Source organism: Klebsiella sp. P1CD1 (assembly GCF_003790505.1).
In the GTDB taxonomy this organism is placed as follows: domain Bacteria; phylum Pseudomonadota; class Gammaproteobacteria; order Enterobacterales; family Enterobacteriaceae; genus Klebsiella; species Klebsiella variicola.
In genome coordinates, this window is sequence record NZ_CP033631.1 from 844,062 (window position 1) to 867,392 (window position 23,331).

The following is a 23,331-nucleotide window of genomic DNA, read 5'->3' on the forward strand; positions in this document are numbered from 1 at the left end:
CGAAAAGAGGTCATATCCATGAGCACTTTAGGTCATCAATACGATAACTCCCTGGTATCCAATGCCTTTGGCTTTCTGCGTTTGCCAATGAACTTCATGCCGTATGAAAGCGATGCGGACTGGGTCATCACCGGCGTGCCGTTCGATATGGCGACCTCCGGGCGCGCGGGTGGCCGTCATGGCCCGGCGGCTATCCGTCAGGTTTCCACTAACCTCGCCTGGGAGCACAACCGTTTCCCGTGGAACTTTGACATGCGCGAACGCCTGAACGTGGTGGACTGCGGCGATCTGGTGTACGCCTTCGGCGACGCGCGCGAAATGAGCGAGAAGCTGCAGGCTCACGCCGAGAAGCTGCTGGCGGCGGGCAAGCGCATGCTCTCCTTCGGCGGTGACCACTTTGTTACCCTGCCGCTGCTGCGCGCCCATGCTAAGCACTTCGGTAAAATGGCGCTGGTGCACTTCGATGCCCACACCGACACTTACGCCAACGGCTGCGAGTTCGACCACGGCACCATGTTCTACACCGCGCCGAACGAAGGGCTTATCGATCCGAACCACTCCGTGCAGATTGGTATCCGTACCGAGTTCGACAAAGATAATGGCTTTACGGTGCTGGACGCCGGCCAGGTTAACGACCGCAGCGTTGATGACGTCATTGCCCAGGTGAAGCAGATCGTCGGCGACATGCCGGTGTACCTGACCTTTGATATCGACTGTCTGGATCCGGCGTTTGCGCCAGGCACCGGGACCCCGGTTATCGGCGGATTGACCTCAGACCGGGCGATCAAACTGGTGCGTGGCCTGAAGGATCTGAACATCGTGGGGATGGACGTAGTGGAAGTCGCTCCGGCCTACGATCAGTCCGAAATTACCGCTCTGGCGGCGGCGACTCTCGCTCTGGAAATGCTCTACATCCAGGCGGCGAAGAAGGGCGAATAAGCCGGGTAACCCCGACCCTCTCCCTTCCCGGGAGAGGGTTGCGCGCGGCACAGAGGGGTTATCAAGGCGCCGGGCGAGTGCTCCTGTGCGCCGGGAGAGGGCCGGCGCGCAGGAGAGGGGTCATTATCGCGTCAAAACACGTTAAACGGATATTCGACGTAGAACCGGACTTCATTCCCGCTGACGTTATAGTCGCTGGCGTTGCTGGAAACGCGCAGCACCGAATAGCGTAGTCTGAATTTCAAATCTTTCGCCACGCCGTTTTGTACCTGGTATTGAACCTGGTTGAACCATTCGTGTTCTTTGCCGTTGCTGGTCTCTGAAGTTTTAATGTTATCACCGCGCACATAGGCGGTGGTCCAGGTCAGCCCCGGTAATCCCAGCCCGGCAAAATCCAGTCCGTACGATGCCTGCCAGGAGCGTTCATCTTCCCCGTTAAAATCAGACCAGTAGGAGTTGGCCAGCCAGATGGTGTTCCCGCCATCGCCGACGCCGCCCTGGTTCTGGTAGCCGCCGTAGTGGTAACCGGTGCTGCCGCTGCTTTGCTGATAAGCGACTTTAAAGGTATGAATATCCCAGATGTAGCTGGCGGCCAGGCTCCAGATGCTATTGCTGCGACCGGTGTCATTGGCATCGGCATATTCTTGATCCAGGCGTGAGTTATAGCCGTTGAAATCGAGAACCAGCTGTTGGTTGGCGGCGAACGGCTGCTTATAGTTCAGGCCAAGATACTGTTTGTTCAGCACATCTTCGACGTGTGACGCGTACAGCGCGCCGCTGAGCTGGTCGTTGAACCGGTAGCTTGCCCCGCCGAAGGTCAGGCTTTTCAGGCCGCTGTTATGGCTGTCGTCGCTTTTGCGCTGCTGGTCGGTGAGATAACCGGCGTTAATTTCCAGGCCGTCGATTTCGCGCGAGGTGAGCATGGTGCCGGTATAGCTCTCGTACAGCAGGCGTGAATCGTCAGCGTAGACGATGGGCAGCATCGGCCGCTGGCTGCCGTAGCTGAGCACGGTATTCGAAAAGCGCATTTTGCCGGTAGCGCCGAATTTGGCGAGGTCGGATTTCGCGCGGCCGTCGTCATCCTGGGCGAAAAAGTCGATCCCGCCCGCGCCGCTGCGCCCGCGACCGCCGTCAAGGCGCACCGCATACTGGGCGATACCGTCCACGCCAAAGCCGACCGGTCCCTGGGTAAAGCCCGATTCGAAGGTGGCGATAATCCCCTGGCCCCATTCGGCTTTATCCGGCAACCCATCGCGATAATCACGTTTGATATAAGCGTTACGCAAAAAGAGATCCAGATGGCTGTCGTCAATAAAGCCCTGACTGGCGGATTGTTGGCTGGCGAAAGTCGGCGTGGCGGCAATAATGCCAAGTGCGATTAACGATAATTCTTTTTTCACTGAAGGCACTTCTCTGTCTGTCGATATATTCAAGGGAATCACTGCAGTCGCGATATTCTCCTGAAATAATGTCGAAAGCAATCATTGTGTGAGCAATGGTATCGCCAGGAAACAAGCTGTGTGGCGCACGCCGGCTGCGTTTGGCGAAGAGGGGTGGACTATTTATTATCTGGAGGAACGCGGTTCTGAAAGGCGGATTGTGTACGCTGTTTTTTATTTGCCAAATAATATCTTGCTGAGTGACAGCGCTTAAAATAATTGGCTGTGACGAGGTGCAGCAATAATTAACGGTTTGTGCGCTTAAGTTATCAATTCATGCGGCTAAATATTTTTACAGGGATATAAAAAAGGGAGGCGATAATGCCTCCCGCTGTCGATTATTTAATCCCGTCGGCTTTCATGCGATCGCGAATATGCTGGGCGCGAGCTTCGGAGGCCGGGTGATCGTCAAACATAGAGCTCTGACGACCGGCTTCCAGCTTGGCCAGTTTTTCGAAGCTGGTGGCCAGTCCCGACGGATTGATGCCGCGCTTACGCAACAGGTCATAAGAGTAGTCATCCGCTTCCGATTCCTGACGCTGGGAGAACTGCGAGTTCACCAGTTTTTCGCCTAAATCGCCCAGCTGCGACTGCGACAGGCTGCCGACGATGCCGCCGGCGGAGGCCGCCGCCGCACGCACGGCGTTGGTCCCCAGCGCGACCTGCATGCCTTTCTTCACGTGGCCCAGCGCAACGTGACCCATTTCGTGGCCGATAACCGCTTCAACTTCATTATCGTTCATCAGGTCCATCAGCCCGCTGTAAACGCGGATGCAGCCGTTCGCCATCGCGAAGGCGTTCACATCCTTGGTCTCATAGACCTTGTAGTTCACTGGCTGGCCATTGATGTTATCGCCCAGCGCGGTCGCGATTTTGCTCAAACGCTGGCTGTATTCACTGCTGGCCGGGGCGATTTTCGCTTTGGCGTCCATCTCTTTACAGGCCTGGTCGCTTAAGGTTTTCACCTGCGCGTCGCTGAGGGAGTACGCCTGGAAGGCTTCGGCGCCTGAGCTGAGCAGACCATTGGAGTCCATGTTCTGACATCCGGTGAGGGTTGCTGCGATCCCAAGAGCAAGTACGGTTGAGCGAATTTTCATTTTTTTATCTTCCACAATCTTATGGTTGTTTATCCGACAATACGGCGACGGCAGGGAACCGTATTCTGCGTAAATTATAAAGAGTATCGCAGGATGCGGGCGAGCGGATTCCGGGGTAGCACAACCTGTTCCAGAGATTTCTTAAAGGGCAAAAGGATGCTCCATGTACATGACTTGTCGCTTGGGTTACATTGTTCACACTTTTTTCCGGCGTAGCCCAAAACGCGCTCTCGTCAAGTCGTTAAGGGCATGGCCTTCAACAGTCCGAACTGGAGTCAAAATGTCCTCACGTAAAGAGCTTGCTAACGCTATTCGTGCGCTGAGCATGGACGCTGTACAGAAAGCCAAATCCGGCCACCCGGGGGCCCCGATGGGTATGGCTGACATTGCCGAAGTGCTGTGGCGTGATTTCCTGAACCATAACCCGAACAATCCGGCCTGGGCTGACCGTGACCGTTTTGTGTTGTCAAATGGCCATGGTTCGATGCTGATTTACAGCCTGCTGCACCTCACTGGCTACGATCTGCCGATTGAAGAGCTGAAAAACTTCCGCCAGCTGCACTCCAAAACCCCGGGTCACCCGGAAGTCGGCTACACCGCGGGCGTGGAAACCACCACCGGTCCGCTGGGCCAGGGTATCGCTAACGCGGTCGGGATGGCTATTGCCGAGAAAACTCTGGCGGCGCAGTTCAACCGTCCGGGCCACGATATCGTCGACCACTTCACCTACGCCTTCATGGGCGACGGCTGCATGATGGAAGGCATTTCTCATGAAGTGTGCTCCCTGGCCGGTACTCTGAAACTGGGCAAACTGGTGGCCTTCTATGATGACAACGGCATCTCCATCGACGGCCACGTTGAAGGCTGGTTCACCGACGATACCGCGAAACGCTTTGAAGCCTACGGCTGGCACGTGGTACGCGGCGTTGACGGTCACGACGCTGACGCCATCAAACGCGCAGTAGAAGAAGCGCGTGCAGTTACCGACAAACCGTCCCTGCTGGTGTGCAAAACCATCATTGGTTTCGGTTCGCCGAACAAAGCCGGTACCCACGACTCCCACGGCGCACCGCTGGGCGACGCCGAAATCGCCCTGACCCGCGAAGCGCTGGGCTGGAAACACGCGCCGTTTGACATCCCGTCTGACATCTATGCCCAGTGGGATGCCAAAGAAGCCGGCCAGGCGAAAGAAGCGGCGTGGAATGAGAAGTTTGCTGCCTATGCCAAAGCCTTCCCGCAGGAAGCGGCCGAATTCACCCGTCGTATGAAAGGTGAGATGCCGTCTGACTTCGACGCCAAAGCTAACGAGTTCATCGCGAAGCTGCAGGCTAACCCGGCGAAAATCGCCAGCCGTAAAGCGTCGCAGAATGCTATCGAAGCCTTCGGCCCGCTGCTGCCGGAATTCCTCGGCGGCTCCGCTGACCTGGCGCCATCTAACCTGACCCTGTGGTCTGGTTCTAAGCCGATCAACGAAGACACCGCGGGTAACTACATTCATTACGGCGTGCGTGAATTCGGTATGACCGCTATCGCCAACGGTATCGCGCTGCACGGCGGTTTCCTGCCGTACACCTCCACCTTCCTGATGTTCGTGGAATACGCGCGTAATGCGGTACGTATGGCCGCGCTGATGAAACAGCGTCAGGTGATGGTCTACACCCACGACTCCATCGGTCTGGGTGAAGACGGCCCGACTCACCAGCCGGTAGAGCAGGTGGCTTCCCTGCGCGTGACGCCGAACATGTCCACCTGGCGTCCGTGTGACCAGGTTGAATCCGCGATTGCGTGGAAATATGGCGTAGAGCGTCAGGACGGCCCGACCGCGCTGATCCTCTCCCGTCAGAACCTGGCGCAGCAGGAGCGTACCGCAGAGCAGCTGGCAAACGTCGCTCGCGGCGGTTACGTGCTGAAAGATTGTGCCGGCCAGCCGGAGCTGATCTTCATCGCCACCGGTTCCGAAGTGGAGCTGGCAGTGGCCGCGTGGGACAAACTGACTGCCGAAGGCGTGAAGGCGCGCGTGGTCTCCATGCCGTCCACCGACGCGTTCGACAAGCAGGATGCCGCTTATCGTGAATCCGTACTGCCGAAAGCCGTTTCTGCCCGCGTCGCGGTAGAAGCCGGTATCGCGGACTACTGGTTCAAATACGTTGGCCTGAACGGCGCTATCGTTGGCATGACCACCTTCGGTGAGTCTGCGCCGGCTGAGCAGCTGTTCGAAGAGTTCGGCTTCACCGTCGACAACGTGGTCGCTAAAGCGAAAGCGCTGCTGTAATGGCTGGTACGGTGCGGGCTGATGCCCTCACCCCAGCCCTCTCCCACAGGAGAGGGTGCAAACACCAAAAACGGTAACCCCTGGGTTACCGTTTTGCTGTTACCTCGCCACCCGGCTTTTTGTATGCACTATTCTTCGAACATGTAAGCACCCTGTGAATTATTCCAAAAGAAATGTGACACAAGTCATATAGCTGGTTTATTGCGCTGGACAAACATTCCTTTTATTCCTTGTTTCGCTTATTCTAGCTGAAGCGTTTCAGTCGTTTAAATGTTCGACAATTAATCAATCAGTCGCAGTTTGCAGCTGGTAAGGTTCCCCTCAGAGCGTTGCTGGATTACTCTGTCAGCCACCTCAAAAAAGGGTCAGCCTTGCAGGAGATCTATGACCATTCGCATCGCGATTAATGGCTTCGGTCGTATTGGACGCAACGTGGTTCGTGCGCTATATGAGTCCGGGCGTCGTGCGGAAATCACCGTGGTGGCAATCAATGAGCTGGCGGATGCGGCAGGGATCGCGCATTTGTTGAAATATGATACCAGCCATGGCCGCTTCGCCTGGGATGTCCGTCAGGAGCGCGAACAGCTGTTTGTTGGCGATGATGCCATCCGCCTGCTACACGAGCCGACCATTGCGGCGCTGCCGTGGCGCGAGCTGGCGGTAGACGTGGTGCTCGACTGCACCGGCGTATACGGGAGTCGTGAACACGGCGAAGCCCATCTGCAGGCTGGCGCGAAGAAAGTGCTCTTCTCCCATCCTGGCGGCAACGATCTCGACGCGACGGTGGTCTATGGCGTCAATCAGGATGAGCTCCGCGCCGAGCACCGCATTGTCTCCAACGCCTCCTGCACCACCAACTGCATTATTCCGATCATTAAACTGTTAGATGATGCCTATGGCATTGAGTCCGGCACCGTCACCACCATTCATTCGGCGATGCATGACCAGCAGGTGATTGACGCCTACCATCCGGATCTGCGGCGTACCCGCGCGGCCAGCCAGTCGATCATTCCGGTGGATACCAAACTGGCGGCAGGGATCACCCGTATTTTCCCGCAGTTTAATGACCGTTTTGAAGCGATTGCCGTGCGGGTGCCGACGATAAACGTGACGGCAATTGACCTGAGCGTGACGGTGAAAAAACCGGTAAAAGCATGTGAAGTCAACCAGTTGCTGCAAAAAGCAGCACAAGGTGCATTTCATGGTATAGTTGACTATACGGAATTACCGTTGGTCTCGACAGATTTTAACCACGATCCGCACAGTGCTATTGTTGATGGCACGCAAACCCGGGTCAGTGGCGCGCATCTGATCAAAACGCTGGTCTGGTGCGATAACGAATGGGGCTTTGCTAACCGAATGCTCGACACGACGTTAGCGATGGCGGCTATTGGTTTCAGGTTCGACGCATAAACGTCGACAAAACTTTATGAATCAACGAGAGGATTCACCATGTCTGTAATTAAGATGACCGATCTGGATCTGGCTGGTAAACGCGTTTTTATCCGTGCGGATCTGAACGTACCAGTTAAAGACGGGAAAGTAACCAGCGACGCACGTATCCGTGCATCTCTGCCGACCATTGAACTGGCGCTGAAGCAGGGCGCGAAAGTCATGGTTACTTCTCACCTGGGTCGTCCGACCGAAGGCGAGTACAACGAAGAATTCTCTCTGCTGCCGGTTGTTAATTACCTGAAAGACAAACTGTCCAACCCGGTACGTCTGGTTAAAGACTACCTGGATGGCGTGGAAGTGGCTGCCGGTGAGCTGGTGGTTCTGGAAAACGTTCGCTTCAACAAAGGCGAGAAAAAAGACGACGAAGCGCTGTCCAAAAAATACGCCGCGCTGTGCGACGTGTTCGTGATGGATGCTTTCGGTACTGCGCACCGCGCGCAGGCTTCCACCCACGGCATCGGCAAATTTGCTGACGTGGCGTGCGCAGGCCCGCTGCTGGCCGCTGAACTGGACGCGCTGGGTAAAGCGCTGAAAGAGCCGGCTCGTCCGATGGTCGCTATCGTGGGTGGTTCTAAAGTGTCCACCAAACTGACCGTGCTGGATTCCCTGTCTAAAATCGCTGACCAGCTGATCGTCGGCGGCGGTATCGCCAACACCTTCGTTGCTGCCCAGGGCCACAACGTCGGTAAATCCCTGTACGAAGCAGACCTGGTTGATGAAGCTAAGCGCCTGCTGAGCACCTGTGATATCCCGGTTCCGACTGACGTTCGCGTCGCGACCGAGTTCTCCGAAACCGCAACGGCAACCCTGAAATCTGTCAACGACATCAAAGATGACGAGCAGATTCTGGACCTTGGCGACGTTTCCGCACAGAAACTGGCCGACATCCTGAAAAACGCCAAAACCATCCTGTGGAACGGCCCGGTTGGCGTATTCGAATTCCCGAACTTCCGTAAAGGGACTGAAATCGTGGCTAACGCTATCGCGGACAGCGAAGGTTTCTCCATCGCCGGCGGCGGTGACACCCTGGCAGCGATCGACCTGTTCGGCATCGCTGACAAAATCTCCTACATCTCCACTGGCGGCGGCGCATTCCTTGAATTCGTCGAAGGCAAAGTCCTGCCGGCAGTAGCGATGCTCGAAGAGCGCGCTAAGCAGTAATTCAGTTCAGGCGGGGAAACCCGCCTGTTTTTCAGCGCGCTTAAGGGCTCGCGAACCTTCTTCAACGGTCGAAGATACAGATACAGGACTAAGTAACATGTCTAAAATTTTTGATTTCGTAAAACCGGGCGTCATCACTGGCGACGACGTTCAGAAAGTGTTCCAGGTAGCGAAAGAAAACAACTTTGCACTGCCGGCGGTAAACTGCGTAGGTACTGACTCCATCAACGCCGTTCTGGAAGCTGCTGCGAAAGTTCGCTCTCCGGTTATCGTTCAGTTCTCTAACGGCGGCGCCGCGTTCATCGCAGGTAAAGGCGTGAAAACTGACGTTCCTCAGGGTGCTGCTATCCTCGGCGCTATCTCTGGCGCGCACCACGTGCACCAGATGGCTGAGCACTACGGCGTGCCGGTTATCCTGCACACTGACCACTGCGCGAAGAAACTGCTGCCGTGGATCGACGGTCTGCTGGACGCCGGTGAAAAACACTTCGCTGCTACCGGTAAACCGCTGTTCTCTTCTCACATGATCGACCTGTCTGAAGAGTCCCTGCACGAAAACATCGAAATCTGCTCTAAATACCTGGCGCGCATGGCCAAAATGGACATGACCCTGGAAATCGAACTGGGTTGCACCGGTGGTGAAGAAGACGGCGTGGACAACAGCCACATGGACGCTTCCGCCCTGTACACTCAGCCGGAAGATGTGGATTACGCCTACACCGAGCTGAGCAAAATCAGCCCGCGCTTCACCATTGCCGCTTCCTTCGGTAACGTACACGGCGTGTACAAACCGGGTAACGTGGTTCTGACTCCGACCATCCTGCGCGACTCTCAGGAATATGTTTCCAAGAAACACAACCTGCCGCACAACAGCCTGAACTTCGTCTTCCACGGCGGTTCCGGTTCTTCCGCTCAGGAAATCAAAGACTCCGTCAGCTACGGCGTAGTGAAAATGAACATCGATACCGACACCCAATGGGCAACCTGGGACGGTATCCTGCAGTACTACAAAACTAACGAAGCTTACCTGCAGGGCCAGCTGGGCAACCCGAAAGGCGAAGACCAGCCGAACAAGAAATACTACGATCCGCGCGTATGGCTGCGTGCTGCACAGACTTCCATGGTGACCCGTCTGGAGCAGGCATTTAAAGAGCTGAACGCGATCGACGTTCTGTAAGAAAAATCTGTTTCTTACCCTGAAGCCCGCAGCAATGCGGGCTTTTTTATTACTTTAACAACAGGATAGCGTGCAGGAAAACTGTGATCCATTTGGCAAAACGTGCACTTATTGTTTACCCTATAACCTGACTGCCCTGTTGCAGGCTGAGTTATTTACTTCCCCGTTCGGGGATTCATAAGGAATGTTAAATGGAAGATTTGAACGTTGTCGATAGCATCAACAACGCCGGGACGTGGCTGGCACGCAACCAGGAGCTGCTGCTGAGCTATGCCGTCAACATCGTGGCGGCGATCGTTATCCTGGTCATCGGGATGATCGTGGCGCGCATCGTCTCTAACACCGTCAACCGCCTGATGCTGGCGCGTAAGATTGATGCCACCGTTGCTGATTTTCTCTCGGCGCTGGTGCGTTACGCGGTTATCGCCTTCACCCTGATTGCCGCCCTGGGCCGGGTAGGCGTGCAGACCGCCTCGGTCATTGCTGTGCTGGGTGCCGCCGGTTTGGCGGTGGGTTTAGCACTGCAGGGATCGCTGTCGAACCTTGCCGCAGGCGTACTACTGGTGATGTTCCGCCCGTTCCGCGCGGGTGAATATGTCGATCTCGGCGGTATCGCCGGCACCGTGCAGAACGTGCAGATTTTCTCCACCACCCTGCGTACCGCAGATGGCAAAATCGTGGTGGTGCCGAATGGCAAAATCATCGCCGGCAACATCATTAACTTCTCCCGCGAACCGGCGCGCCGCAATGAGTTTATCATTGGCGTATCCTACGATGCCGATATCGACAAGGTGAAGCAGCTGCTGACCTCGATTATCGAATCTGACGATCGTATTCTGCGCGATCGCGAAATGACCGTACGCCTGAACGAACTTGGCGCCTCATCGGTGAACTTCGTGGTTCGCGTGTGGAGCAAAAGCAGCGATCTGCAAAACGTCTACTGGGACGTGCTGGAGCGTATTAAGCGTGATTTCGACGCTAACGGCATCAGTTTCCCGTATCCGCAGATGGATGTTCATGTGGTACAACTGCCGGAAAAAGCAGAGTAAATCATCACTGACAGAGTCAGGCCGGCCATGCCGGCCTTTTTTAATGGCTCACTATTAGCTTAGCTTATTAATGATTAATACTTTCAATTTCCGCTAATAATCCATTCGCGTTATAGTCAGCGCCACTCTCGAACACAGCGGAAAAATCCTTATGTTTACCTATTACTTTCAGGGCCTTGCCCTGGGAGCGGCAATGATTTTGCCGCTTGGCCCGCAAAATGCTTTTGTGATGAATCAGGGGATCCGTCGTCAGTATCACCTGATGATTGCCCTGCTGTGCGCGGTCAGCGACCTGCTGTTGATCTGCGCCGGTATTTTTGGCGGTAGCGCGCTGCTGATGCAATCCCCATGGTTGCTGGCGATAGTGACCTGGGGCGGCGTGGCCTTTTTGTTGTGGTATGGCTTCGGCGCACTGAAAACGGCGTTCAGTCAGAATCTTGAGCTCGCCAGCGCCGAGGTGATGCAGCAGGGGCGCTGGAAAATCATTATAACTATGCTGGCGGTCACCTGGCTGAACCCGCACGTTTACCTGGATACCTTTGTGGTGCTGGGCAGCCTGGGAGGGCAGCTGGCGGTGGAGCCGAAGCGCTGGTTTGCGCTGGGGACCATTAGCGCCTCTTTCCTGTGGTTCTTTGGCCTGGCGCTGTTAGCCGCCTGGCTGGCGCCGCGGCTGCGTACCGCCAAAGCCCAGCGGATCATCAATATTGTGGTCGGCGCCGTCATGTGGTTTATTGCGTTTCAGCTGGCAAAAGAGGGCGTCGGCCATATCCTGGCGTTGCTCAACTAAGCGTTGTCCGATGGACTTTCCTGCTGTACGCGCTAAGCTTGCTGGCATGCGTCCCGTAAGGGCGATTTAAGTAACATGGAGAAACGACAGTGAAGTTAAAAGTCTTAGCCCTGGCGGCAACACTCGGATTTAGCACGATGGCGGTACAGGCCAGCGAATTGCCGGACGGTCCGCACATTGTGACTTCAGGCACAGCAAGCGTTGCGGCGGTTCCGGATATCGCTACCCTGGCGATCGAAGTGAACGTCGCGGCAAAAGATGCCGCATCGGCGAAAAAACAGGCTGACGATCGTGTTGCGCAATACCTCTCTTTCCTCGAAAAGAGCGGCATTGCGAAAAAAGACATCAACTCGGCGAATCTGCGTACCCAACCTGATTACGACTATCAGAACGGGAAAAGCATTCTCAAAGGCTATCGGGCGGTGCGCACCGTGGAAGTGACGTTGCGCCAGCTGGATAAACTTAACGGCCTGCTGGACGGCGCGCTGAAGGCGGGACTGAACGAAATCCGCTCCGTTTCGCTGGGCGTTGCGCAACCGGATGCCTACAAAGATAAGGCACGTAAAGCGGCGATCGATGACGCGGTGCATCAGGCACAGGAGCTGGCGGCTGGCTTCCACAGCAAGCTGGGGCCGGTCTACAGCGTGCGCTACCACGTCTCCAACTATCAGCCGAGCCCGATGGTGCGTATGATGAAGGCCGCTGACGCTGCGCCGGTTTCAGCCCAGGAAACCTACGAGCAGGCGACTATCCAGTTTGACGACCAGGTTGACGTGGTCTTTGAGCTGCAGCCAGCTCAGGCCGCCGCGCCAGCCGCGCCGGCGAAACCGGCGGAAGAGCCGAAACCAGCGCAGTAAGCGATAGAAACAAAAAAGCCACTTCCGGGAAGTGGCTTTTTTTATGCCGGGGATTTAATCCTGACGCAGCACTTTGTGGCCGTAATCAATAAGCGCATCGGTCACCCGGCGCATCATGCGGCTTTCCGGCGCAAAGCGGTGCCAGTACAGCATACGACGCTGGAACAGACCGGGCGTGAGGTCAATAAGCTCGCCGCTTTTCAGCTCTTTTTCGATTTGCAGATGCGGGATCATACAGCAGGTAGTGCCCTGGCGCGCCAGCTGCACGAAGGCTTCTGATGAGTTAACGATGTGGCAGGGGACGCTACCCGGCGGCAGGTCGAAGTTTTGCTGCAGGAACGCCTGATGCATATCGTCCAGATGATCAAAGGCGACGACCGGCGCTTTCAGCAGCGCAGAACGCGTCACGCCGTTCGGGAAATAGCGTTGCGCAAACTCTTTTGAGGCGACAAACAGGTAATCGAGCGCGCCGAGCTGATCCACCAGACAGCTTGGCAGCGCCTGCGGCTGGATACTCACTGCGCCCACCACTTCCCCACGGCGCAAGCGCTCCTGGGTGCGGGTTTCATCTTCCACCTGCAGGTTAAGACGAATAGGGGAGTCTGACAGAACATTGGCCAGCGCCGGCAGCAGCCAGGTGGCCAGACTGTCGGCGTTCACCGCCAGCGACAACAGCAGCGGCGTGGAGCCGGTCTGCTCGTCGCCCAGCCACTCTTCTTCCAGCAGTTCAACCTGGCGTAACAGGGCCAGCAGCTTTTGCCCCTGCTCGGTGGGGCGTGGCGGCACGGTGCGCACCAGCAGCGGCTGACCGAACATATTTTCCAGCTGCTTAATACGCTGTGAGACGGCGGACTGGGTAATACATAGCTTCTGCGCGGCGCGCTCAAATCCTCGTTCCCTAATCACCGCATCCAGCGCTTGTAGTGTCCTGTAGTCCGGTCGTTTCATTATTCTGGCGTGCCCCCATAACTAATCGTTATCTCGCACTATGACATAAATTTTTATTTGATACAGACGAAATTGGTCTGCTCAGTTGTGTGATCTGCATCGCAGGGACATTTCCACTGTCGATGTTCTATAATGCGCCACAGGCATTCACATCTCGGACCATAATTATGACGCAGGATGAACTGAAAAAAGCAGTAGGTTGGGCGGCGCTGCAATACGTACAGCCAGGGACCATTGTCGGCGTAGGTACCGGCTCGACGGCGGCCCATTTTATTGACGCGCTGGGCACGATGAAGGGGCAGATTGAAGGCGCGGTCTCCAGCTCCGATGCCTCTACCGAAAAGCTCAAAAGCCTCGGGATCCCCGTCTTCGATCTCAACAGCGTCGATCGCCTGGGGATCTATGTTGATGGCGCGGATGAGATCAACGGCCATATGCAAATGATCAAAGGCGGCGGCGCGGCGCTGACCCGTGAGAAGATCATCGCTTCGGTCGCCGATAAATTTATCTGCATCGCCGATGCCTCCAAGCAGGTTGATATTCTCGGCGCATTCCCGCTGCCGGTTGAAGTCATTCCGATGGCGCGCAGCGCCGTCGCGCGTCAACTGGTCAAGCTGGGCGGTCGTCCGGAGTACCGTCAGGGCGTGGTGACCGATAACGGCAACGTCATCCTGGACGTGCATGGCCTGGAAATTCTTGATGCTGTCGCGCTGGAGAATGCCATCAACGGCATCCCTGGCGTCGTGACCGTAGGGCTGTTCGCCAACCGCGGGGCCGACGTGGCACTGATCGGTACGGCCGATGGCGTGAAAACCATCGTAAAATAGTCTGTCCGCAGGGAGCCAGTCGGCTCCCTCGCAAATATTTTTTCACCTGGTGCAATTTGGTGACTTCTGTCACATTTATGCAACCATTCTGATTAACACGCTACCATTAATCTTCTTTCTGGTGTTTTGTCCTGTCATTTCCCTCTGGATGACATTTCTTCAGGACGGCGACGCAAACGTTCATATTGCCGCGATAGTTTTTTTTGATATGTTGCTGAGACGAACTTTCGTTCAGCACGACATCAGTTAAGACAAAACAGGACGGGGAAATGGCTAAGGTATCACTGGAAAAAGACAAGATTAAATTTCTGCTGGTTGAAGGTGTGCATCAAAAGGCAATCGATAGCCTTCGCGCAGCAGGTTACACCAACATTGAATTTCATAAAGGCGCGCTGGACTCCGAACAGCTGAAAGCGTCGATCCGTGATGCCCATTTCATCGGCCTGCGTTCCCGTACCCATCTGACTGAAGAGATTTTCGCCGCGGCGGAAAAACTGGTTGCCGTGGGTTGCTTCTGCATCGGTACCAACCAGGTCGATCTGAACGCCGCCGCGAAGCGCGGTATTCCGGTGTTTAACGCGCCATTCTCGAATACCCGTTCGGTGGCCGAGCTGGTCATCGGTGAGCTGCTGCTGCTGCTGCGCGGCGTGCCGGAAGCCAACGCCAAGGCGCATCGCGGCGTATGGAATAAGCTGGCAGTCGGCAGCTTTGAAGCGCGCGGCAAGAAACTGGGGATTATCGGTTACGGCCATATCGGTACCCAGCTCGGCATTCTGGCGGAATCGCTGGGGATGCATGTCTTCTTCTATGATATTGAAAATAAACTGCCGCTCGGCAACGCCACCCAGGTTCAGCATCTCTCCGACCTGCTGAACATGAGCGATGTGGTCAGCCTGCACGTGCCGGAAAACGCTTCCACCAAAAACATGATGGGTGCGGAAGAGCTGGCGCTGATGAAGCCGGGCGCGCTGCTGATCAACGCCTCCCGCGGTACCGTGGTGGATATTCCGGCGCTATGCGATGCGCTGGCGAGTAAGCATCTGGCCGGGGCGGCTATCGACGTCTTCCCGACAGAACCCGCCACCAACAGCGACCCCTTCACTTCGCCGCTGTGCGAGTTTGATAACGTGATCCTGACTCCGCATATCGGCGGTTCGACCCAGGAAGCGCAGGAGAACATCGGTCTGGAAGTGGCTGGCAAGCTGGCGAAGTACTCTGACAACGGGTCAACCCTGTCGGCAGTTAACTTCCCGGAAGTTTCTCTGCCGCTGCATGGCGGCCGCCGTCTGCTGCATATCCATGAGAACCGGCCGGGCGTCCTGACCGCCATCAACCAGATCTTCGCCGCGCAGAGCATCAACATTGCCGCGCAGTATCTGCAAACGTCGCCGCAGATGGGCTACGTGGTTATTGATATTGAAGCGGAAGAAGATGTTGCCCAGCAGGCGCTGCAGGCAATGAAAGCGATCCCGGGGACTATCCGCGCCCGTCTGCTGTTCTAATTATTTTTGCCTCTCGGGCAGGTCGCGTACCTGCCCGTTTTTTTGTTAATACTTTCCAGGCTGAAATTCTCGTCCTCGCGTACCTACCAACTCCAGGTTTTTCCCGGGGTGATCACCGCTGGTAACGGGATATCCCACTCTTCGCTTGGCAGACTATCCACCTGCTGGCAGTCGTGCGCGTAGCCTACCGGCTGCAGGCGATACTGCTGCCAGTTTTGCAGCGTCCGGTCGTAAAAACCGCCGCCCATTCCCAGCCGTTGGCCACTGCCATCGAAGGCCACCAGCGGGGTCACCAGCACATCGAGTTCAGCGAGCGGCAGTACGTCCCGCACATCGAGCTTCGGTTCGCGGATTTTCAGGCGATTCACTATCAGTTGGCTCTGTGGATGGTAGTGTAAAAACAACAGGTTTCCGGGGCTAAACGGATGCAGCACCGGGAGATACACCCGTTTGCCGGCGCGCCAGAGCTGGTCGATCAGCGGCTGGGTGTCCAGCTCGCCGTCAAAGGAGAGGAACAGCGCCACGGTATGAGCGAGTACGACCGGCGGCCAGGCCATCATCCGCTCCGCGGCCTGTTGGGCAAACAGGCGCTGTTGCTCCGGGCTGAGCGCGCGGCGACGCTCGCGGATCTGCTGGCGAATATGCTGTCTGGAGAGCGGGATATCAGGCTGTAGGGTCATACAGGTCTCATTACGAGCAAGCGAAACAGTACGAGGAAGTGTAATACAGGGCGGCAGCAGCCGAAAACAGGAGTGTTGGGATAATGCGAACTAAAGAAGGGAATCTCCGAGATGCCGCCGCAGGCTGTAACCCTTGAACCCTTGGTTCAAGGTGAATGTGTCGTCACAGTTTTAAGGCTTCTCGGACGAACCGAGCATGCTCACCAACCGTGGAGCGCCACATTCTTGTGGTATGAAATATCGGCTCAGGGGACTGGCCCGCTTGCAAACATCTCAGAGAAATTTTGTTCTGGAATTACTCTAACACAGTTAACTGCAAAGTGTTATTCAAACTTTGACCCTGGTCTTTCGCTTATGCGACCTTGCTCAAGCAATGCCTGTTCAATGGTCTGCTGAAGCATCCGAATGCGCTGCTCCATGCTCGAAGCGTAGTCGCGGGTCTTCGCTTTTTCCTGAGTCAACTCATAGCTGATGTTCAACGCGGCGATGAAGACCAGCTGCTCAGTATTTGTGACTCTAGTGCGTTCTTTTAAATCTTGCAACCGCTGATTAAGGTCTTCAGCTGCCTGATTCAGGGCATCCCTTTGTTCAGGCGGGCAATTCACTCGCAGTGAACGGCCGAAAATTTGGAGATCTACGGGTTGTGCAGACATGCCACCTTCCTGCTGATTGACTGCGCTGCCTTCACATCCGAGCCTGGGTCTGCGAAGGGGCGACACTATAGCTACCCTGGTGCAGGGATACAAGCCCTTTTCTGGTTCACCAGGGTCCAAAGTGGTAGCATATCATGAATATTCCTCCCAACGATGACGAATGCGCATGTCTATACAGAACGAAATGCCTGGTTACAACGATGTAGACCAGTTACTGAACCAACAAGGGGTCGGCCTCACCCCAGCCGAAATGCACGGTTTGATCAGCGGATTGCTGTGCGGCGGCAACACGGACAGCAGCTGGCTGCCGCTGGTGCACGACCTGACCAACGAAGGGCTCGCCTTTGGTCATGAACTGGCCCAGGCGCTGCGTAACATGCATTCCGCCATCAGCGATTCACTGGATGACGACGGTTTCCTCTTTCAACTGTATCTGCCGGAAGGCGATGCGGTAAGCGTCTTCGACCGCGCCGACGCTCTCGCCGGTTGGGTCAACCATTTCCTGCTCGGCCTTGGCGTCAGCCAACCGAAGCTGGATAAAGTGAAAGACGAGACCGGGGAAGCGATTGACGATCTGCGTAATATTGCCCAGCTGGGCTACGATGAAGACGAAGATCAGGAAGAGCTGGAGATGTCTCTGGAGGAGATTATCGAGTATGTCCGCGTTGCCGCACTGCTGTGCCACGACACTTTTTCTCGTCAGCAGCCAACCGCACCGGAAGTCCGCAAACCGACATTACACTAACTAAAATTCGTTCAGGGGGCGTCATGACTCAGCAGGAATTTCTCTCGCGTCGCCAGGCGCTGCTGGCGCAGATGCAGCCAGGCAGCGCGGCGCTGATTTTCGCCGCACCGGAAGCGGTGCGTAGCGCAGATTCAGAGTATCCCTACCGGCAGAACAGCGATTTTTGGTACTTCACCGGCTTTAACGAACCGGAAGCGCTGCTGGTGTTGATTAAAAGCGATGAAACGCACAATCATAGCGTGCTGTTTAACCGGGTTCGCGATCTGACCGCTGAGATCTGGTTCGGTCGCCGTCTGGGCCAGGATGCCGCGCCGGCGAAGCTCGGTGTGAATCGTGCGCTGGCGTTTAGCGAAATCAACCAGCAGTTGTATCAGCTGCTCAACGGCCTGGATGCTATCTACTTCGCCCAGGGTGAATATGCCTATGCCGATGAGATTGTGTTTAACGCCCTCGAAAAACTGCGCAAAGGCTCTCGCCAGAATCTGCAGGCGCCGAACTCGGTCATCGACTGGCGGCCCATCGTGCATGAGATGCGCCTGTTTAAATCTGCGGAAGAGCTGGCAGTGATGCGCCGCGCCGGCGAAATTTCCGCCCTTGCCCATACCCGGGCGATGGAAAAATGTCGCCCTGGCATGTTCGAGTATCAGCTGGAAGGCGAAATTCTCCATGAATTCAACCGCCACGGCGCGCGTTTCCCGTCCTATAACACCATCGTTGGCGGCGGCGAAAACGGCTGCATTCTGCACTACACCGAAAACGAATCCGAGCTGCGCGATGGCGATTTAGTGCTGATTGACGCCGGCTGCGAATACCGCGGCTATGCGGGCGATATCACCCGCACCTTCCCGGTTAACGGTAAATTCAGCAAACCGCAGCGTGAAATCTACGACATCGTGCTGGAATCGCTGGAAACTGCGCTGGAACTGTATCGTCCGGGCACCTCCATTTATGAAGTTAATCAGGAAGTGGTGCGCATTATGATTACCGGCCTGGTGCGGCTGGGGATCCTGAAAGGCGAGATTGACGAGCTCATCGCCAACAACGCCCACCGCCCGTACTTTATGCATGGCCTGAGCCACTGGTTGGGTCTGGATGTGCACGATGTCGGTAATTACGACACCGACCGTTCGCGGGTACTGGAACCGGGAATGGTGCTGACCGTCGAGCCGGGACTGTATATCGCCACCGATGCCGACGTGCCGGCCCAATATCGCGGCATCGGCATTCGTATTGAAGATGACATCGTCATTACCGAAGACGGCAACGAAAATCTCACCGCCAGCGTGGTGAAGAAGGCGGATGAGATCGAGGCGCTGATGGCGGCGGCGCGCCAGTCATGAGCGTGCTGATCGTCGGCGGCGGGATGACCGGGGCGACGCTCGCGCTGGCCATCTCCCGTTTGACCGGCGGCGCCCTGCCGGTCCATCTGATTGAGGCGCAGGATCCGCATTCGTCACGCCATCCCGGTTTTGACGATCGGGCAATTGCCCTGGCGGCCGGTACCTGCCAGCAGCTGGCGCGCATTGGTATCTGGCAGACCCTGGCTAAACGAGCGACGCCCATCCAGCGGGTCCATGTCAGCGACCGTGGTCACGCTGGTTTTGTGAACCTGGCGGCGGCCGATTACGGCTTGTCGGCGCTGGGGCAGGTGGTTGAACTCCACGATGTCGGCCAGCGGCTGTTTAGTCTGCTGCGCGAGGCGCCGGGCGTCACCCTGCACTGTCCGGCGAAAGTGGAAGCGGTCAGCCGCCGCGAGGAGAGCGTCAGCCTTACGCTTGAGGGCGGCGAAATCATCAACGGTAAGCTGCTGGTGGCGGCGGACGGTTCCCGTTCGTCGCTGGGCGCTCACTGCGGCATCAGCTGGCAGCAGCAGCCGTATGAGCAGATAGCGATCATTGCTAACGTTAGCACTGCGTTGCCGCACGAAGGCCGCGCCTTCGAGCGCTTTACCGAGCATGGTCCGCTGGCGATGCTGCCGATGTCGCAAGGGCGCTGTTCGCTGGTGTGGTGCCATCCGCAGTCGCGGCGCGACGAGGTACAGAGCTGGTCTGACGAACATTTTTGTCAGGCGTTACAGCAGGCATTCGGCTGGCGGCTGGGGCGTATTACCCATGCCGGTAAGCGCAGCGTCTATCCGTTAGCCTTAACCACCGCCACCCGTGCGGTGTCGCATCGCCTGGCGCTGGTCGGTAATGCGGCGCAGACGCTGCATCCGATCGCCGGGCAGGGCTTTAACCTCGGCCTGCGCGACGTGATGAGCCTGGCGGAGATGCTTGCCGATGCGCACGTGGCCCGCGACGATGTGGGCGATTATTCCCTGCTGTGCCGCTACCAGGCACGGCGGGCAGGTGATAAAGCCGCCACTATCGGTGTCACCGATGGGCTGGTGCATCTGTTTGCCAACCGTTGGGCGCCGCTGGTGGCGGGGCGCAACGTCGGTCTGATGGCCATGGACTTAATTACCCCGGCGCGCGATGCGCTGGCGCAGCGTACCCTCGGTTGGGTTCCCCGTTAAGGAGTAAAACGTGCAAAGTGTTGATGTTGCCATTGTTGGCGGTGGAATGGTGGGACTGGCGGTAGCCTGCGGTTTACAGGGCAGCGGCCTGCGCGTCGCGGTGCTGGAGAAAGCAGCGCCGCAGCCTCTGGCCGCCGATGCGCCGCCGGCGCTGCGCGTTTCGGCGATCAATGCCGCCAGCGAAAAGTTGCTGACTAAGCTGGATGTCTGGCGCGAGATCGTCGCCCAGCGCGCCAGCTGCTATCACGGCATGGAAGTGTGGGACAAAGACAGCTTCGGCCGCATTAGCTTCGATGACCAGAGCATGGGCTTCAGCCATCTGGGCCATATTATTGAAAATGCCGTGGTGCATCACGCATTGTGGCAGAAAGCGCAGCGCTGCGCTGACGTCACCCTGCTGGCGCCTGCGGAACTACAGCAGGTGGCGTGGGGTGAAAACGAAGCCTTTCTCAGCCTGCAGGACGGCAGCATGTTGACCGCGAGGTTGGTGGTGGGCGCTGATGGCGCGAATTCATGGCTGCGTAATAAGGCCGATATTCCGCTGACCTTCTGGGATTACCACCATCATGCGCTGGTGGCGACGATTCGCACCGCTGAGCCGCATCAGGCGGTGGCACGCCAGGCGTTCCATGGCGAGGGTATTCTGGCCTTCCTGCCGCTCAGCGATCCGCACCTGTGCTCGATCGTCTGGTCGCTGTCGCCATCGGAAGCGAAGCGGATGCAGGAGGCTGATGAAGCCACCTTCAACCAGGCGCTGAATATCGCCTTCGATAATGGTCTCGGCCTCTGCCAGCTGGCAAGCGAACGTGAAGTCTTCCCGCTGACCGGCCGCTATGCCCGTCAGTTCGCCGCCCATCGTCTGGCGCTGGTTGGCGATGCCGCGCATACCATCCACCCGCTGGCCGGGCAGGGGGTGAACCTTGGCTTTATGGACGCCGCCGAGCTTATCGACGAGTTGAGGCGCCTGCATGCGCAGGGGAAAGATATCGGCCAGCATTTGTACCTGCGCCGCTATGAGCGCAGCCGCAAACACAGCGCCGCGCTGATGCTGGCGGGTATGCAGGGATTCCGCGAAATGTTCTCCGGCAGCCATCCGGCGAAGAAATTCCTCCGCGACATGGGGCTCAAACTGGCCGATTCGCTGCCTGGCGTAAAACCGCAGCTGATTCGTCAGGCGATGGGCCTCAACGATCTCCCCGCCTGGTTACGTTAACCCCGTCACACTTCTTTTACCCGGCCTGCGTGCCGGGTTTTCTCCCTCATTTGAAATATTCTAATTTCACCTCTTTTTTCGCATTAGTTTTATTAATGCGCTCTTTTTTTTGTTAAAGAAATTAGGCCCGTAAAATCGCATAAAACACCATCATTGCCTTATCGATGAAAGCTTAATGTTAATTTTATGTGGCATAAATCGCTTTTTTCCAGTCAATAACTCTGTAGGCTTTTCGGCGGATTTTAGTCATAAGCTAATGTGATGCCCTGAATGAGCTTATGGTTTAGCGCCGGGTTCGGTGGTAAGTTCAGGCAAAAGAGAACGTTTGCGTCGGCGTCCGTCAGCGGTGCCGTCGCCGAATTTCGTGGCGCAAAATCGCCGACAATCTCGTGGCTGGTTCCGTTTTATTCGATGAGGAAAAGATGGCTCAACAGACTCCGTTGTATGAACAACACACGCTATGCGGCGCTCGCATGGTGGATTTCCATGGCTGGATGATGCCGCTGCATTACGGATCCCAGATTGATGAGCACCATGCGGTGCGCGGCGATGCAGGGATGTTCGATGTGTCGCATATGACCATCGTCGATTTCCACGGCAGCCGGATCCGCGAGTTCTTGCGCTATTTGCTGGCCAACGATGTGGCGAAACTGACCACCCCAGGCAAAGCGCTCTACACGGGAATGCTTACCGCCTCCGCTGGCGTCATCGATGACCTGATTGTCTATTTCCTTTCTGAAGATTATTTCCGCCTCGTTGTTAACTCCGCCACCCGCGAAAAAGACCTCGCCTGGATCTCCGAGCAAGCTGAACCTTACGGCCTTGAAATTACCGTTCGCGACGATCTGTCGCTGATCGCGGTGCAGGGCCCCCAGGCGAAAGCGAAGGCGGCGACGCTGTTTACTGATGCGCAGCGTCAGGCCGTGGAAGGCATGAAGCCGTTCTTTGGCGTGCAGTCCGGCGACCTGTTTATCGCCACCACCGGTTATACCGGCGAAGCGGGCTATGAAATTGCGATGCCGAACGAGCAGGCGGCTGATTTCTGGCGCGGTCTGCTGGACGCTGGCGTTAAGCCGTGCGGTCTCGGCGCGCGTGACACCCTACGCCTGGAGGCCGGGATGAACCTGTATGGCCAGGAGATGGACGAAGGCGTCTCCCCGCTGGCGGCGAACATGGGCTGGACTATCGCCTGGGAGCCCGCCGATCGTAACTTTATCGGTCGCGAAGCGCTGGAGATGCAGCGCGAAAAAGGCACCGAGCAGCTGGTTGGCCTGGTGATGACCGAGAAAGGCGTCCTGCGCGGCGGCCTGCCGGTCCGTTTTACCGATAGCGACGGTAATCAAAAAGAAGGCATTATCACCAGCGGCACCTTCTCGCCGACCCTGGGCTACAGCATCGCGCTGGCGCGCGTGCCGGCCGGGATTGGCGACACCGCGGTGGTGCAAATTCGTAACCGTGAAATGCCGGTAAAAGTGACTAAACCTGGTTTTGTACGCAATGGCAAAGCCATTGTGTGATTTCCCTTTTTTGGAGATGAATTGATGAGCAACGTACCAGCAGAACTGAAATACAGCAAAGAACACGAATGGCTGCGTAAAGAAGCGGACGGCACCTATACCGTCGGGATCACCGAGCATGCGCAGGAGCTGCTGGGCGACATGGTTTTCGTTGACCTGCCGGAAGTGGGCGCCACCGTTGAAGCGGGCGCTGATTGCGCCGTTGCTGAATCCGTGAAAGCGGCTTCTGATATCTACGCGCCGATTAGCGGTGAAATCGTTGCCGTCAACGAAGAGTTAAACGACTCTCCGGAACTGGTCAACAGCGACCCGTACAGCGACGGCTGGATCTTCAAAATTAAAGCCAGCGACGAAGCGCAGGTTGCCGCGCTGCTGGATGCCGCCGCGTATGAAGCTTTACTGGAAGACGAATAAATACGCTTCATCCTTCACGCTGCAGGGGTGTTGGCTTCCTGGCTCCCCCGGTCACTTACTTTTGTAAGCTCCCGGGGAGTCGCT

General features: G+C 56.7%; 21 protein-coding genes and 1 other RNA gene. 16 read left to right on the forward strand and 6 right to left on the reverse strand.

Annotated elements, in window-relative coordinates:
- Nucleotides 1-18 precede the first annotated feature (18 nt).
- Nucleotides 19-939: an agmatinase gene (speB, locus tag DTA24_RS04275; protein ID WP_002916572.1), complete on the forward strand. Its 921-nt coding sequence runs from the start codon at nucleotides 19-21 to the stop codon at nucleotides 937-939.
- Nucleotides 940-1,070: 131 nt separating this feature from the next.
- On the opposite strand, the gene DTA24_RS04280 is transcribed toward speB, so the two are convergent.
- Both DTA24_RS04280 and DTA24_RS04285 read right to left on the reverse strand, forming a co-directional pair.
- Complete coding sequence (locus tag DTA24_RS04280) at nucleotides 1,071-2,339, reverse strand: OprD family outer membrane porin (protein WP_008806455.1); 1,269 nt, start codon at nucleotides 2,337-2,339, stop codon at nucleotides 1,071-1,073.
- Between the two features lie 377 nt (nucleotides 2,340-2,716).
- Entirely contained in the window at nucleotides 2,717-3,475 is a 759-nt protein-coding gene (locus DTA24_RS04285; RefSeq protein ID WP_012540572.1) for a M48 family metallopeptidase, read from the reverse strand.
- Nucleotides 3,476-3,755: 280 nt separating this feature from the next.
- On the opposite strand from DTA24_RS04285, the gene tkt reads away from it, so the two are divergent.
- The 7 genes from tkt (at nucleotide 3,756) to DTA24_RS04320 (ending at nucleotide 12,233) form a co-directional block, all read left to right on the forward strand.
- Complete coding sequence (tkt, locus tag DTA24_RS04290) at nucleotides 3,756-5,747, forward strand: transketolase (protein ID WP_123836573.1); 1,992 nt, start codon at nucleotides 3,756-3,758, stop codon at nucleotides 5,745-5,747.
- 384 nt (nucleotides 5,748-6,131) lie between these two features.
- Nucleotides 6,132-7,160: an erythrose-4-phosphate dehydrogenase gene (epd, locus tag DTA24_RS04295; protein WP_004205289.1), complete on the forward strand. Its 1,029-nt coding sequence runs from the start codon at nucleotides 6,132-6,134 to the stop codon at nucleotides 7,158-7,160.
- Between the two features lie 39 nt (nucleotides 7,161-7,199).
- Entirely contained in the window at nucleotides 7,200-8,363 is a 1,164-nt protein-coding gene (gene pgk, locus DTA24_RS04300; RefSeq protein WP_008806453.1) for a phosphoglycerate kinase, read from the forward strand.
- Between the two features lie 97 nt (nucleotides 8,364-8,460).
- Nucleotides 8,461-9,540, forward strand: coding sequence for a class II fructose-bisphosphate aldolase (fbaA, locus tag DTA24_RS04305; protein ID WP_008806452.1), 1,080 nt, complete (start codon nucleotides 8,461-8,463; stop codon nucleotides 9,538-9,540).
- 191 nt (nucleotides 9,541-9,731) lie between these two features.
- Entirely contained in the window at nucleotides 9,732-10,589 is an 858-nt protein-coding gene (locus DTA24_RS04310; protein ID WP_012967232.1) for a small-conductance mechanosensitive channel MscS, read from the forward strand.
- A 151-nt stretch (nucleotides 10,590-10,740) separates the two neighbouring features.
- Entirely contained in the window at nucleotides 10,741-11,376 is a 636-nt protein-coding gene (gene argO, locus DTA24_RS04315; protein WP_008806450.1) for an arginine exporter ArgO, read from the forward strand.
- A gap of 89 nt (nucleotides 11,377-11,465) precedes the next feature.
- Nucleotides 11,466-12,233, forward strand: a complete 768-nt coding sequence (locus tag DTA24_RS04320) for an oxidative stress defense protein (protein ID WP_038421789.1) — start codon at nucleotides 11,466-11,468, stop codon at nucleotides 12,231-12,233.
- A 54-nt stretch (nucleotides 12,234-12,287) separates the two neighbouring features.
- Here DTA24_RS04320 and argP read toward each other — a convergent pair whose 3' ends face one another.
- Nucleotides 12,288-13,181, reverse strand: coding sequence for a DNA-binding transcriptional regulator ArgP (gene argP / locus DTA24_RS04325; protein WP_008806448.1), 894 nt, complete (start codon nucleotides 13,179-13,181; stop codon nucleotides 12,288-12,290).
- 167 nt (nucleotides 13,182-13,348) lie between these two features.
- On the opposite strand from argP, the gene rpiA reads away from it, so the two are divergent.
- Nucleotides 13,349-14,008, forward strand: a complete 660-nt coding sequence (gene rpiA / locus DTA24_RS04330) for a ribose-5-phosphate isomerase RpiA (RefSeq protein ID WP_008806447.1) — start codon at nucleotides 13,349-13,351, stop codon at nucleotides 14,006-14,008.
- 269 nt (nucleotides 14,009-14,277) lie between these two features.
- Nucleotides 14,278-15,510 carry a phosphoglycerate dehydrogenase gene (gene serA / locus DTA24_RS04340; protein ID WP_008806446.1) on the forward strand — a complete coding sequence of 411 codons (1,233 nt, stop codon included), beginning with the start codon at nucleotides 14,278-14,280 and terminating at the stop codon, nucleotides 15,508-15,510.
- Nucleotides 15,511-15,593: 83 nt separating this feature from the next.
- Here serA and DTA24_RS04345 read toward each other — a convergent pair whose 3' ends face one another.
- From DTA24_RS04345 to zapA, 3 genes are all read right to left on the reverse strand, one after another.
- Entirely contained in the window at nucleotides 15,594-16,190 is a 597-nt protein-coding gene (locus tag DTA24_RS04345) for a 5-formyltetrahydrofolate cyclo-ligase (protein WP_049008741.1), read from the reverse strand.
- Between the two features lie 99 nt (nucleotides 16,191-16,289).
- Nucleotides 16,290-16,473, reverse strand: a non-coding RNA gene (gene ssrS, locus DTA24_RS04350) — 6S RNA.
- A 40-nt stretch (nucleotides 16,474-16,513) separates the two neighbouring features.
- A complete protein-coding gene (gene zapA, locus DTA24_RS04355) occupies nucleotides 16,514-16,843 on the reverse strand; it encodes a cell division protein ZapA (protein ID WP_004205298.1) in 330 nt (109 codons plus the stop codon).
- Between the two features lie 166 nt (nucleotides 16,844-17,009).
- Between zapA and DTA24_RS04360 the strand changes: the two genes are divergently transcribed.
- The 6 genes from DTA24_RS04360 (at nucleotide 17,010) to gcvH (ending at nucleotide 23,247) form a co-directional block, all read left to right on the forward strand.
- Nucleotides 17,010-17,588 carry a YecA family protein gene (locus DTA24_RS04360; RefSeq protein WP_008806444.1) on the forward strand — a complete coding sequence of 193 codons (579 nt, stop codon included), beginning with the start codon at nucleotides 17,010-17,012 and terminating at the stop codon, nucleotides 17,586-17,588.
- Nucleotides 17,589-17,611: 23 nt separating this feature from the next.
- The gene (gene pepP / locus DTA24_RS04365) at nucleotides 17,612-18,928 is read left to right on the forward strand and encodes a Xaa-Pro aminopeptidase (RefSeq protein WP_123836574.1); all 1,317 of its coding nucleotides are present in this window, start codon (nucleotides 17,612-17,614) and stop codon (nucleotides 18,926-18,928) included.
- A complete protein-coding gene (gene ubiH / locus DTA24_RS04370; protein ID WP_072046101.1) occupies nucleotides 18,925-20,103 on the forward strand; it encodes a 2-octaprenyl-6-methoxyphenyl hydroxylase in 1,179 nt (392 codons plus the stop codon). The genes pepP and ubiH overlap by 4 nt, the downstream gene beginning before the upstream one ends.
- 10 nt (nucleotides 20,104-20,113) lie before the next feature.
- Nucleotides 20,114-21,316, forward strand: a complete 1,203-nt coding sequence (gene ubiI, locus DTA24_RS04375) for an FAD-dependent 2-octaprenylphenol hydroxylase (protein WP_110193078.1) — start codon at nucleotides 20,114-20,116, stop codon at nucleotides 21,314-21,316.
- 422 nt (nucleotides 21,317-21,738) lie between these two features.
- Nucleotides 21,739-22,833, forward strand: a complete 1,095-nt coding sequence (gcvT, locus tag DTA24_RS04380) for a glycine cleavage system aminomethyltransferase GcvT (RefSeq protein WP_008806440.1) — start codon at nucleotides 21,739-21,741, stop codon at nucleotides 22,831-22,833.
- A gap of 24 nt (nucleotides 22,834-22,857) precedes the next feature.
- Nucleotides 22,858-23,247, forward strand: a complete 390-nt coding sequence (gene gcvH, locus DTA24_RS04385; protein ID WP_020077973.1) for a glycine cleavage system protein GcvH — start codon at nucleotides 22,858-22,860, stop codon at nucleotides 23,245-23,247.
- Nucleotides 23,248-23,331: the final 84 nt, after the last annotated feature.